Genomic DNA, 11,683 nt, shown 5'->3' with positions numbered 1-11,683 from the left:
TTCCTTGCCAGCCGGAGGATTCGCCCCTATACGGCGCTTCTCACGCATGGGCGGGCCGAAAGCGGCATGCCTACCCGTGCCAATATGACCACTTCGATGGAGATGGCAAATGCCCAAGATGAAGACGAAATCGAGCGCCAAAAAGCGCTTCAAGGTGACGGCCTCCGGCCGCGTGAAGGCAGGCCAGGCTGGCAAGCGTCACGGCATGATCAAGCGTAGCAACAAGTTCATCCGCGACGCCCGCGGCATGGTTGTTATGAGCGAAGCCGACGAGAAAATCGTCAAGAAATTCATGCCCTACGCGCGCTAAGGAGAGCCCCAGATGTCTCGTACCAAAGGCGGCACCGTCGCCCATTCCCGCCACAAGAAGGTGATCAAGGCCGCGAAAGGCTATTACGGTCGCCGGTCCACCAACTTCAAGACCGCCACGCAGGCTGTCGACAAGGCCAACCAATACGCCACGCGCGACCGCAAGAACCGCAAGCGCCAGTTCCGCGCGCTGTGGATCCAGCGGATCAACGCTGCCGTGCGCGCCCATGACGAAGCGCTGACCTACTCGCGCTTCATCAACGGCCTGTCGCTGGCCGGCATCGAGGTAGACCGCAAAGTGCTGGCCGACCTCGCCGTGCATGAGCCGGAAGCCTTCGGCGGTATCGTCGAAAAGGCGAAAGCCGCGCTGGCCTGAGGCCCGCGAAGAGAAATTTGAAAGGGCCGTCCTTCGGGGCGGCCTTTTTGCATTCGGGGCCTGCTCGTCCGCCCTTCGAGGCGTCCTCGCGGGGCGCGGGCGAAGAGACGGCAGAGCCGTGGATGAGCCTGCGCGGCAAGTGCGGCGCGGCCACAGGCGCAGGCAAATCTGAGCAATGCTCGCAAACCTGTACCAAAACCGGCGCTTATGTGGTGAATTTGGGGCCAAGGCGGCCGTCAGAGTCGCAGCATATGTGAGGCAGGTGCGAAGAGGCCAATGGCGTCGATTTCGCTGACACTTCAATTCGTGAACGGCGATCCGGCAACGTCAGGTAAAGGGATCAACCTGACAACGCAGCAGGAGCCGAGCGCGGTTTTCGAGGAACCTTCGGGGGAGTTTTCGCTCTCCACGGTGGCCAGTGGAGATGTGCTTGTCATCAACGGTGTCAGCTACGAGTACGAATACCTTGGCACCGGCGAAATTCGTGGCAATCCTGATAACGCGGCGGCCTTCATCCGCATCACCTCCGGCCCACCGGGGGCGGAGTATGAGGCGGGCAGCACCTTTGCCATCGACCTGACAGACCCGGACGACCCGGATTATCCGAACCTGCCCAACGGCTCCACATCGCTGAAGGTGTCAGACCTCGATGCGGAGACCGAAACGGAATTTCCCTGCTTTGCGGCGGGCACCCGGCTCGAAACCGAGGCCGGGCTCTGCGAGGTGGAATTTTTGCAGCCCGGCATGAAGCTGCGCACGCGGGACAACGGCTGGCAGGTGATCCGCTGGGTTGGCGGCAGCCGGGTGAGCGGGCAGGGTGCCCTTGCGCCGGTGGTGATCGAGGCGGGAGCGCTGGGCGATCATGGCCGCCTCGTGGTGTCGCCCAACCACAGGATGCTTGTGGGCGGCTGGCGGGCTGAACTGCTCTTTGGCGAGCCCGAAGCGCTGGTGGCCGCGAAGGCGCTGGTGGATGGCACCGCGATCCGCTTCGCGCCCTGCTGCACGGTCTTCTATTACCATGTGCTTCTGGATGCGCATGAGGTGGTTTATGCCGAGGGCGCGCAGACCGAGAGCTTTTATCCCGGTGAGGTGGGCGCAGAGGCCCTCACCGATGCCGCGCGGGAAGAGATTGAGGCGATCTTCCCGGGGCTCTTGGCCGGGCACAGGCCCTATGGCGCGCTCGCCCGCCCCGAGCTTCGGCGCTACGAGGCGGCGCTGATCGCGGCCTGAGTCGCCATGTAGAGGCCCATGCCCAGCATCATCAGGTTTTCGGTCAGTGACACGAAGCCAAGCGGCACGTTGGAGCCGCCGCCCATGCAGGCGCATTTCAGCTCGCGCTTGTCGATGTAGACCGCCTTGATGACCGACACCGCGCCTATGCCGCCGATGATGATGGCGATGGGCGCTGCCAGCCATGTGGCGATGCCCGCGAGCATCAGGAGGCCAGCGGCGGCTTCGAGGAAGGGGTAGGCATAGGCATATTCCACCCGGCGGCGGGCCAGCAGGTCATAGCCGAGGAACATGGTCGAAAAGCTCTCGACGTCGCGCAGCTTTTGGAAGGCGAGGATGCACATGGCGATGGCGATGATGGGCACAAGCGCGGCGGTGGTGATCGCGCCGGTCGCCAGCCAGCTCACGGCAAGGCCCATCAGCGCGGCGAGGGCGAAGGTGGCGATGACGGGCTGGTAGGTGGTGGCTTTTTCGTCGCGCAGCGGGATGCCGAAGAAGGCGCGCAGATCGTCGTAGCCGCCAATGCGCTCGGTGCCGATCCATGTTTGCGGGGTGGTCTCGACGCCGTGCTCTTGCATGAAGGCGTCGGTTTCTTCGCGGGTTTCCAGCGGGTGGTCTTCCACGTCATAGCCCCAGCGTTCGAGCATCGCCTTGGACTTCAGGCCAAAGGGGCAGAGGTGATCGGGCGTGGCCATGCGATAGAGGCGGGCCTTGGCCTTCGCTTTATCGCGCGGTGGCGCGTGGCGGTCCGTGATGTCGGGGGTCATTCCGGGCGGGCTGGCTTGGGCGTGCATGGGCTGTCCTTTCAGAAGGACAACGAGGGCGGCCATCATGGGGTTCCGTCAGGGCGGCATGGCGCGGCAACTCCCGCCCTACGGCTTGCACCCCCACGCGCACCGCTATAGGCAAGCGGCGGTGCAAAGGAGGCCCCGCTGATGGACGAGCTGCGCGGAAAATACATCGAGGCGATTGCCGGAGCTGCCGACGAAGCGGCGCTGGAAGATCTGCGGCTGCAGGCCGTTGGCAAGAAGGGCGAAGTGAGCCTGAAAATGCGCGAGCTGGGCAAGATGACCCCGGAAGAGCGCCAGGTGGCCGGCCCCGCGCTGAACGCGCTGAAGGATGAGATCAACGCCGCGCTGGCCGCCCGCAAGATGGCGCTGGCCGATGCCGCGCTCGACGAGCGGCTGAAGGCCGAGTGGCTGGACGTGACGCTGCCCTCGCGACCGCGCCGCCAAGGCACGATCCACCCGGTGAGCCAAGTGACGGAGGAGGTCACCGCGATCTTTGCCGACATGGGCTTTGCCGTGGCCGAAGGCCCCCAGATCGAGACCGATTGGTACAACTTCGACGCGCTGAACATCCCCGGCCACCACCCGGCGCGGGCGGAGATGGATACTTTTTACATGGCGCGCGAAGAGGGCGACAATCGCCCGCCGCATGTGCTGCGCACCCACACCAGCCCGGTGCAAATCCGCTCGATGGAAGCGGGCGGCGCGCCGACGCGGATCATTTGCCCGGGCCGGGTCTATCGCGCGGATTACGACCAGACGCATACGCCGATGTTCCACCAGGTCGAGGGCCTTGCGATCGACAAGGATATCTCGATGGCCAACCTCAAATGGGTGCTGGAAGAGTTCTTCACCGCCTATTTTGGCACCAGCGTGAAAACCCGCTTCCGCGCCAGCCACTTCCCCTTCACCGAGCCTTCGGCGGAGGTGGACATTCAGTGCAGCTTCGAGGGCGGCACGGTGAAGGTGGGCGAGGGCGATGACTGGCTGGAGGTGCTGGGCAGCGGCATGGTGCATCCGCATGTGCTCAAGTCCGCCGGGGTGGACCCGGAAGAGTGGCAGGGCTTTGCCTTCGGCATCGGAATCGACCGGCTGGCGATGCTGAAATATGGCATCCCCGACCTGCGCGCCTTCTTCGAGAGCGACCTGCGCTGGCTGCGCCATTACGGCTTCGCCGCGCTGGATGTGCCCACGCTGCACGCGGGCGTGTCGCGCTAGGTTGGCGGGATGGTGGGCAGATTGCCCACCCTACACAAACGAAAGAGGGCGCGGCGATATCCAGCCCCCTGGAACATCGCCGCGCCCACGCTTTTGCCCCCACCCGAATGTTACTCGGGCAGAAAACCCTTCACGAAGGCCATCGAATCTTGGTCGATCACATCCATGATGGTTCCACGTGCAAGGCTGACCGCCTTCGCATCAAGCACCGGCACGGCCAGAATGGCGGCGGCGGTGAGTGTCAGCACGACAAGCACGGGAAATCGTGCTCCGCCGGCTGCGGATTTGAAAATGGTTTGCATCTGCTCGTCCTTGCACTGTCCGCGTGCCGGTTTTCCGGCTTACACGGGTCTCTTGTTGCGCCCCGTTATCGGGTGTCGCAGCGTCAGTTAGCGCGGGAAAAGCGGCGAGATCTGGGCGAGTTTTAGGTAATTTTGCAGAAACAATTCTGCCGCAGGTGGCGGCATTGTTTCCGCCCTCAAACGAGAGTCGCCCCGCCCTGCGGCCGGAAACGAGGGAAAGCGGCCGAAGGGCAGGGCGGTGGCGGGCGCCGAAGGGGCGCCCTAGTTTGTGGCGTTCTTGTCCTCGGAGCGCAGCCCGGGGATCAGATCGGCCACCGGCGTGTTCCACAGGCGGGCCGGGTTCATCCGGCAGAGCGCGCGGTTCAGCTCGATGTTATCGGTCAACTGACGGCATGTTGTGCCGCCCGCACCATCTGGCGAGTTGGAAATGAAGCCGAGCCCGATGAGCACAAGCACAGCAATCGCAAGTGGGCGGAGAAAACCACCAAGGGAGTCGAGAACGGACGAAAGCATGGTACCCCCAATATTCGTCAAGTGAATCGGCCCCCACCGGTTCACGGTCTTGATAGGGCTTAATTGTGGCAAAACTTGGGCAAACGCGGCGGGTTTGTGTCGATGGCGCAAGGAAGTTACAGGGGGGACGACCCGAGAAAAGGAGCCTGTGCGATGAAGCTGTTTCGCCACGAGAATCGCGAGAGAAACCATGATACGCGCCGTATTTATGCGCTTTACGAGCTGGCCTACACGCTGGTGGATTTCGGCGCGGCGACCTGCTTTTTGATCGGTTCGGCGCTGTTTTTCTGGCCCGCGTGGGAAACGCCCGCCGTCTGGCTCTTTACCATCGGCTCGCTGCTGTTTTTCGCCAAGCCCGCGATCCGGCTGGCGCGGGAGGTGAAGCTGCTGCGCATGGGCAAGTATGAAACGCTGGCCGAGCGGATGGAGCGTTAGGGCAGGTGGCACGCTCGCAGCACGCCCGGACAGACCTGAAAGCGCGGCTGGCGCGGCTGCGGCTCTGGGTGCGCCATCATGTGCGGCCCGGGTGGCGGGCGGTTGTGGGGGTGCTGTTGATCTGCGGCGGGCTGCTGGGGTTTTTGCCGGTGCTGGGGTTCTGGATGATCCCGCTCGGCATTGCCGTGGCCGCGCTTGATCTGCGTCCCCTCTGGCGGCGTTGGCGCGGGCGGCGCTGAACCCGGCTTGCCCTTTTCCCCCCCACGCCATTGCGCTAAGACCCGCGCAAACCCCCGACACGGCGGATAAGGACGACCCGATGAAATTCACCCTGAGCTGGCTCAAGGAACACCTCGAAACCGAGGCCCCCCTTGACGATATCCTCGAAGCGCTGACCGATCTCGGCCTTGAGGTGGAGGGGGTCGAAGACCCGGCCTCCCGGCTTGAGGCCTTTACCATCGGCAAGGTGCTCGCCGCCGAGAAGCACCCCGATGCCGACCGGCTGAAGGTGTGCCAGGTGGCCACCGATGAAGGTGAGAAGCAGATCATCTGCGGCGCGCCCAATGCGCGCGAGGGGATCACCGTGGTGGTCGCCAAACCGGGCACCTATGTGCCGGGGATCGACACGACAATTCAGGTGGGCAAGATCCGGGGGATCGAGAGCCACGGCATGATGGCCTCCGAGCGCGAGATGGAGCTTTCGGACGAGCACGATGGCATCATCGAGCTGGAGAGCGGCGAAGTGGGCGACAAGTTCACCGACTGGCTCGCGGCCAACCGCCCCGAGGCGGTGGACCCGGTGATCGAGATCGCCATCACGCCAAACCGCCCCGATGCGCTGGGCGTGCACGGCATTGCCCGTGACCTCGCCGCACGTGGGCTGGGCACCCTGAAGCCGCTCACCGCCCACACGATCGAGGGCAAGTTTGAGAGCCCGGTGAAGGTGCGCATTGCCGAAGACACGGCAGACGGCTGCCACGTGTTTCAGGGCCGCTACATCAAGGGCGTCAAGAACGGCCCCTCGCCGGAGTGGCTGCAAAAGAAGCTGCGCGCCATCGGGCTGCGGCCGATTTCGGCGCTGGTCGATATCACCAACTACTTCACCCACGACCGCAACCGCCCGCTGCACGTGTTTGACGGTGGCAAGGTGACCGGCGATCTGCTCATCCACCGCGCCAAGGGCGGCGAGGAGCTGCTGGCGCTGGACGGCAAGACCTATGCCATGCCCGAGGGCGCGATGGTGTTCTCGGACGACAAGGGCGTGGAGAGCATCGGCGGGATCATGGGCGGCGAGGAGTCCGGCTGCACCGAGGAGACCACGGATGTGATCCTTGAGGCGGCCTATTGGGACTTTGTGCAGATCGCGCTGACGGGCCGGGCGCTGAAGATCAACTCCGATGCGCGCTATCGCAACGAGCGCGGGATTGATCCGGGCTACAACCGGCAGGCGGTGGATGATGCCACGGCGATGATCATCGAGCTTTGCGGCGGCGAGCCCTCCGAGCTGATCGAGGCCGGGCAGGTGCCCGATGTGAGCCGGGCCTACAAGCTTCGCCCCCAGCGGATCGAGAGCCTTGTGGGCATGGAGATTCCCGAAGCCACGCAACGCGCCTCGCTGGAGGCACTGGGCTTCGTGATGGATGGCGATATGGCGCAGGTGCCAAGCTGGCGGCCGGATGTGAAGGGCGAGGCGGACCTTGTGGAAGAAGTCGCCCGCATCGCTTCGCTGACTGGGCTGGTGGGCAAGCCGATGCCGCGGGTTTCTGCCGGTGTGCCCGAGGCGATCCTGACAGAGAGCCAGCAGCGCGAGCGGATTGCGCGGCGCACGATTGCCTCTCTCGGCTACAATGAATGTGTGACCTACAGCTTCATTGATGAGGCGACGGCCAAGCTCTTCAATGGTGGCGAGGCTGCGACCAAGCTGGAAAACCCGATTTCCTCCGAGATGAGCCATATGCGCCCGGCGCTGCTGCCGGGGCTGTTGCAGGCGGCAGCTCGCAACCAAGCGCGCGGCTTTGCCGATATGGCGCTGTTTGAGGTGGGCGCGGCCTTCCACGGCGGTGAGCCGGGCGAGCAGCACATGCTGGCCACTGGCCTTCTGGTGGGCGCAACCGGCCCGCGTGACAGCTTTGGCGCACGCCGCGACGTGGATGTTTACGATGCCAAGGCGGATTGCGAGGCGGTTCTGGCGGCCCTCGGTGCACCTGAGCGCGTGCAGTTTCGCCGCGAGGCGAGCGACTGGTGGCACCCGGGTCGCTCTTCGGTGATGGCGCTGGGCAAGAATGTGCTGGCCGTCTTTGGCGAGATCCACCCCCGTATCCTGCGTGAGATGGATGTGAAGGGCCCGGCGGTGGGCTTCACCATCTGGCCGCAGGCGGTGCCTGCGAAGAAAGCCAAGGGCGCTTCGCGCGGGGCGGTGGTGATGGCCGATTTGCAGGCCGTCGAGCGCGATTTTGCCTTTGTCGTCGACGAGGGCGTGGCCGCGATGGACCTGATCAATGCTGCACGCGGGGCCGACAAGGCGCTGATCGAAGAGGTGCGCCTGTTTGACCAGTTCATCGGCGGCAGCCTCGGTAAGGGCAAGAAGAGCCTAGCGATCACTGTGCGGATGCAGCCCACCGGCAAGACCCTGACCGATGAAGACATCGCAGGCGTTGCCGCTAAGGTGGTGGAGAAGGTCAGCAAGGCCACCGGCGGCGCGCTGCGCGGGTGAGACGCTGGCGCTGGGGATTGGTGGCGGCTGTCGCTGCCGCCAACCTGCTCGCATGGCCCCACCTGCTGCGCCGTGACGTGCGCGTTGAGTGCTTGCCCGAGATGGTGGTGCGGAGCGGTCTGCTGGATGGGGCCGGGCCCGAGGGCGTGGTGCACGAGCTGCCCGGTGTGCGCGCCACATGGCACCTCTCCGGGCCGGGCAGCCTTTCAAACCAGGGGATCGAAACCGAGGCGGGGCTGGTGCCGTGGCGGGCCGAACATGCACGCCAGCTGTGCCATGAGGGCCTGCCCTGCGCCCTGAAGGTCGAAAGCGAGAGCCGCTTTGCGCTGCTCTGGGTCGAACCGGCGGAGCAGGGCTATGCCGGGGCACTGGTGGTGCAGGATTCGGCCGACCGGCGAGTCACCTTTTCGGGCCGCGCCGAGGAGACGGCCGAAGGGGCAGCCTGTGCCGCGCTGGCCGGATGGTTTGCCTTTGCCCGGACAGAGCTTGCGGCGCCGGGCTGACCAGCCAAGAAATCTCGAAAAAGGATGGAACCCGCGCCGCTGTTCGCGCGTTTGAAACCCAATTGGTTTCAAGGAGGCCCATTATGGCCCGATTATCGGTGGCGACGATTTGCGCCGCCCTGCTGGCTGCGCCAGCCCCGGCCTGCGATATTTCGCTGCCGCTGGTTGAAGGCATGTTTGCCGACCTCGACGCGCCGCTTGATCAGCTGACAAGCCTGCCCTCGGGGGCCGGGGCGTTTGAATATCTCAATGAAAACTACCTCGACACCATTCACCTGACCCACAATGGCAAGACCTACGCCTGGACAGCCAAGAACACCGCGGCCACCTGTGCCCGGACCGGCGGCAAACGCACATGCCGCGTGGTGGCCGATAGTGAAACCCGCTTTGGCAAGATCACCCTCGCGCGCGAAGCCAAGGGCACGGCCACCCGCTATCGCTACCGGCTGCTGATGGTGGAAGGGCGGCGGCATGTGCGGCTGTTTCCGCGCCCAGCGGCGACCCGGCTCTCGGCGGCCTGCAACCTCATGCAATCGGTCGACAGCTTCCGCCGCATATGGATGCACCGGTAAGCGCGATTGAGCCGGGCGAAGACGCCTTGAAGGGCGGATGAGCCAGCCCCTTGGACGCTCATCCACGCCTTTGGCGTCTCTTCGCCTCAGCCCTCGCGCGGGGGCACGTTGAGCCCGGCCTGCACGGCGGGGCGCGCCTTGAAGCGCTCGATATAGGTGGTGACGTTCTTGCGCTCAGGCAGGCCAACCAGCTCTTCCGCGCCGTAGAACTCCAGCCCCATCAGCCACGGAACGATGGCCATATCGGCGATGGAATACTCGCCCGCCACCCAGTCCTTGCCCTCAAGCGCGCCGTCGAGCACGCCGAGCAGGCGCTTGGCCTCACCGATGAAGCGCTCGCGGGGGCGGGGGTCTTCGATCTGGCTTCCGGCGAACTTCACGAAGTAGCCGAGTTGGCCCAGCATCGGGCCAAGCCCGCCCATCTGCCACATCAGCCACTGGTTGACGATATGCTTGCCGGTGCCGCTCTCGCCATAAAACTTGCCTGTCTTCTCCGCGAGATAGATCAGGATTGCCCCGCTCTCCCACAGCGCCAGCGGCTCGCCGCCCGGGCCGTCTGGGTCGATGATGGCGGGGATCTTGTTGTTGGGGTTCAGGCTGAGAAACTCGGGGCTCTTCACGTCCTTGTCCGACACCGTCACTCGATGCGCCTCATAGGGCAGGCCCATCTCTTCCAGCGCGATGCCGATCTTGCGGCCATTCGGTGTGGGGAAGGAAAACAGCTGCAGCTTGGACGGGTCTTCGACCGGCCAGCGTTTGGTGACGTTGAAGTTTGAGAGGTCTGTCATGTGGGTTGTCCCTGAATTGTCGCTTTTGGCCTACGTAGCGTCACCGACGCATAAAAAAAGCTGAAATCGTGGCAAATGTTGTTTACAAGCCCGCCAGCCTCGGTGGGGCTGTTAAACAGTGCGCTAACACGTGCGAGAGGGACCAAGGATATGATGAGAGAATTTAAGGACTTCATTGCCAAGGGCAATGTGATGGACATGGCGGTGGGTATCATTATCGGTGCTGCCTTTACCGCGATCGTCAGCTCGATGGTGGCCGATCTGATCAACCCGATCATCGGCCTCTTCACTGGCGGGCTCGACTTTACCAACAACTACGCCGTGCTGAGCGGCGATGTGGCCGAGGGCACCTCGCTGGAAGCCGCGCGTGAGGCCGGGGCTAACGTGTTTGCATGGGGCAGCTTCGTTATGGCCGTGATCAACTTCCTGATCATCGCCTTCGTGGTCTTCATGCTGGTGCGCTACGTCAACAAGGTGAAGGCGATGGCCGAGAAGCCCGAGGAAGTGGCCCCCGAAGTGGAAAGCGGCCCCTCCGAGCTGGACGTGCTGCTCGAAATCCGGGACTCGCTGAAAAAGGCCTGATCCGGTTTGATCTGACGGAAAGGGGCGCTCTGCGGGGCGCCCTTTTTTGTGCCCGCCGTTTCGGTGTGCCACGGTATGCAATGGGGCGGTTTTGCCGCAGTCGGGTGTTCACGCTTTCGTGTTACCCAAGCGTCACGTTGTGGATGGTTTTGGAGGACACACCATGGGGGCACAGATGGGCGCACGGCCTGTATTCATCCTTCTCGGCCCGCCCGGCGCGGGCAAGGGCACGCAGGCGCGGCGGCTGGAGGAGCGCTTTGGCTTGGTCCAGCTTTCGACCGGCGATCTGCTGCGCGCGGCGGTGGCTGCGGGCACCGAAGCGGGCCGCGCGGCCAAGGCGGTGATGGAAGCAGGCGGGCTGGTGAGTGACCAGATCGTGCTGGATATCCTCGCCGACCGGCTGGCCGAGCCGGATGTGGCGGGCGGTGTGATCCTCGATGGGTTCCCGCGCACCACGGTGCAGGCCGAGGCGCTGGATGCGATGCTGGCCGCACGCGGAGAGCGGGTGACCGGGGCGATCTCGATGGAGGTTGACGATGCCGCCATGGTCGAGCGGATTGCCGGGCGCTTTACCTGCGGGAGCTGCGGTGAGGGCTACCATGACAGCTTCAAACCCACAGCGGTGGAGGGCGTATGTGATGCCTGCGGCGGCACCGAGATGAAGCGCCGCGCCGATGACAAGGCCGAGACCGTGGCCGCACGGCTGGAGGCCTACCACGCCCAGACCGCGCCGCTCATTGGCTACTACGCCGGGCAGGGCGTGTTGGACCGGGTGGATGCAATGGGCGAGATTGACGCCGTGACGGCATCGCTGACCGCTCTTGTCGAGCGGATGCGCGCCCCGGCCCAAGTCTGACCGCAGCGCAAAAAAAGGGGCGGCACCCTTGCGGGGCCGCCCTTCAAGTTTGCCATTTCTGGCAGGGAGAGTTCAGATGTCTGCGATATCGGCGCGGCTCAGCCCGATGTCGTCCAGCTCGCGGTTGCTGAGCTTGGAGAGCGCCTTGCGGGTGATGCGGCGATCGTTCCAGTCGGCGATAACGCCGGCGGGGCGGGTGAGGAAGTGGGCGAGTTTACCGGCGAGAGTGCTGCCGGAGGCGCGGGCGGTCGGATCAAAGAAATATGCCATCGGGGTTTTCCTTATAGGCGCGGATCGGGGAGGGGCGGTTTTGTAACCGCTGCATTCTGAGGCTCAATTAGAAGCGGATTGCTCAATTAACAAGCGCAGTTAAAACATGCCCGCCATGCAATTTGTGCATGGGTCATGTAATTCGTAACCATCTGGAAACTCTTGTGAAATTTCCGTGACAGGGTGGTGCAGAAAGTGCCGTTTCCGCCCCTTGGGGCGTCGTTTTCC

At 64.3% G+C, this 11,683-nt stretch carries 16 protein-coding genes; 11 read left to right on the top strand and 5 right to left on the bottom strand.

Going from position 1 to position 11,683, the window contains the following annotated elements; translation table 11 throughout:
- Window positions 1–109: 109 nt before the first annotated feature.
- The 3 genes from rpmI to FHY55_RS17920 all read left to right on the top strand — a co-directional run bounded on the left by rpmI (window position 110) and on the right by FHY55_RS17920 (window position 1,915).
- Window positions 110–310 carry a 50S ribosomal protein L35 gene (rpmI, locus tag FHY55_RS17930; protein ID WP_140015490.1) on the top strand — a complete coding sequence of 67 codons (201 nt, stop codon included), beginning with the start codon at window positions 110–112 and terminating at the stop codon, window positions 308–310.
- A gap of 12 nt (window positions 311–322) precedes the next feature.
- Window positions 323–685 (top strand): 50S ribosomal protein L20, encoded by a 363-nt coding sequence (gene rplT, locus FHY55_RS17925; protein WP_140015489.1) that lies wholly within the window; start codon window positions 323–325, stop codon window positions 683–685.
- A gap of 276 nt (window positions 686–961) precedes the next feature.
- A complete protein-coding gene (locus FHY55_RS17920) occupies window positions 962–1,915 on the top strand; it encodes a Hint domain-containing protein (RefSeq protein ID WP_140015488.1) in 954 nt (317 codons plus the stop codon).
- Here FHY55_RS17920 and FHY55_RS17915 read toward each other — a convergent pair.
- Complete coding sequence (locus FHY55_RS17915) at window positions 1,888–2,682, bottom strand: MauE/DoxX family redox-associated membrane protein (protein ID WP_140016182.1); 795 nt, start codon at window positions 2,680–2,682, stop codon at window positions 1,888–1,890. The genes FHY55_RS17920 and FHY55_RS17915 overlap by 28 nt on opposite strands.
- Before the next feature lie 168 nt (window positions 2,683–2,850).
- On the opposite strand from FHY55_RS17915, the gene pheS reads away from it, so the two are divergent.
- Window positions 2,851–3,921, top strand: coding sequence for a phenylalanine--tRNA ligase subunit alpha (gene pheS, locus FHY55_RS17910; protein WP_140015487.1), 1,071 nt, complete (start codon window positions 2,851–2,853; stop codon window positions 3,919–3,921).
- A 110-nt stretch (window positions 3,922–4,031) separates the two neighbouring features.
- Here pheS and FHY55_RS17905 read toward each other — a convergent pair whose 3' ends face one another.
- Window positions 4,032–4,223: a hypothetical protein gene (locus FHY55_RS17905; protein ID WP_140015486.1), complete on the bottom strand. Its 192-nt coding sequence runs from the start codon at window positions 4,221–4,223 to the stop codon at window positions 4,032–4,034.
- A 261-nt stretch (window positions 4,224–4,484) separates the two neighbouring features.
- Window positions 4,485–4,736: a hypothetical protein gene (locus FHY55_RS17900; RefSeq protein ID WP_140015485.1), complete on the bottom strand. Its 252-nt coding sequence runs from the start codon at window positions 4,734–4,736 to the stop codon at window positions 4,485–4,487.
- Window positions 4,737–4,889: 153 nt separating this feature from the next.
- Between FHY55_RS17900 and FHY55_RS17895 the strand changes: the two genes are divergently transcribed.
- The 5 genes from FHY55_RS17895 to FHY55_RS17875 all read left to right on the top strand — a co-directional run bounded on the left by FHY55_RS17895 (window position 4,890) and on the right by FHY55_RS17875 (window position 8,959).
- Window positions 4,890–5,171, top strand: a complete 282-nt coding sequence (locus tag FHY55_RS17895; RefSeq protein WP_140015484.1) for a YrhK family protein — start codon at window positions 4,890–4,892, stop codon at window positions 5,169–5,171.
- A 5-nt stretch (window positions 5,172–5,176) separates the two neighbouring features.
- A complete protein-coding gene (locus FHY55_RS17890; RefSeq protein WP_254695362.1) occupies window positions 5,177–5,410 on the top strand; it encodes a hypothetical protein in 234 nt (77 codons plus the stop codon).
- 80 nt (window positions 5,411–5,490) lie between these two features.
- On the top strand, window positions 5,491–7,884 hold the full coding sequence (gene pheT / locus FHY55_RS17885; RefSeq protein ID WP_140015483.1) for a phenylalanine--tRNA ligase subunit beta: 2,394 nt from the start codon (window positions 5,491–5,493) through the stop codon (window positions 7,882–7,884).
- Window positions 7,881–8,387 (top strand): hypothetical protein, encoded by a 507-nt coding sequence (locus FHY55_RS17880; protein WP_168223054.1) that lies wholly within the window; start codon window positions 7,881–7,883, stop codon window positions 8,385–8,387. Before pheT ends, FHY55_RS17880 begins: the two co-directional genes overlap by 4 nt.
- 83 nt (window positions 8,388–8,470) lie before the next feature.
- On the top strand, window positions 8,471–8,959 hold the full coding sequence (locus tag FHY55_RS17875; RefSeq protein WP_140015481.1) for a hypothetical protein: 489 nt from the start codon (window positions 8,471–8,473) through the stop codon (window positions 8,957–8,959).
- Window positions 8,960–9,045: 86 nt separating this feature from the next.
- Here the strand turns inward: FHY55_RS17875 and FHY55_RS17870 are convergent, their stop codons facing one another.
- Complete coding sequence (locus FHY55_RS17870; RefSeq protein ID WP_140015480.1) at window positions 9,046–9,747, bottom strand: glutathione S-transferase family protein; 702 nt, start codon at window positions 9,745–9,747, stop codon at window positions 9,046–9,048.
- 150 nt (window positions 9,748–9,897) lie between these two features.
- Between FHY55_RS17870 and mscL the strand changes: the two genes are divergently transcribed.
- Window positions 9,898–10,329, top strand: a complete 432-nt coding sequence (mscL, locus tag FHY55_RS17865; RefSeq protein WP_140015479.1) for a large conductance mechanosensitive channel protein MscL — start codon at window positions 9,898–9,900, stop codon at window positions 10,327–10,329.
- Window positions 10,330–10,492: 163 nt separating this feature from the next.
- Window positions 10,493–11,185 (top strand): adenylate kinase, encoded by a 693-nt coding sequence (locus FHY55_RS17860; RefSeq protein WP_140015478.1) that lies wholly within the window; start codon window positions 10,493–10,495, stop codon window positions 11,183–11,185.
- A 72-nt stretch (window positions 11,186–11,257) separates the two neighbouring features.
- Here FHY55_RS17860 and FHY55_RS17855 read toward each other — a convergent pair whose 3' ends face one another.
- On the bottom strand, window positions 11,258–11,455 hold the full coding sequence (locus FHY55_RS17855) for a DUF1127 domain-containing protein (RefSeq protein ID WP_140015477.1): 198 nt from the start codon (window positions 11,453–11,455) through the stop codon (window positions 11,258–11,260).
- Between the last annotated feature and the right edge of the window lie 228 nt (window positions 11,456–11,683).

Origin of the sequence: Oceanicola sp. D3, assembly GCF_006351965.1 — a bacterium.
In the GTDB taxonomy this organism is placed as follows: domain Bacteria; phylum Pseudomonadota; class Alphaproteobacteria; order Rhodobacterales; family Rhodobacteraceae; genus Vannielia.
Note: the sequence above shows the minus strand (reverse complement) of the source record. Positions and strands in the feature narration are given on the sequence as shown.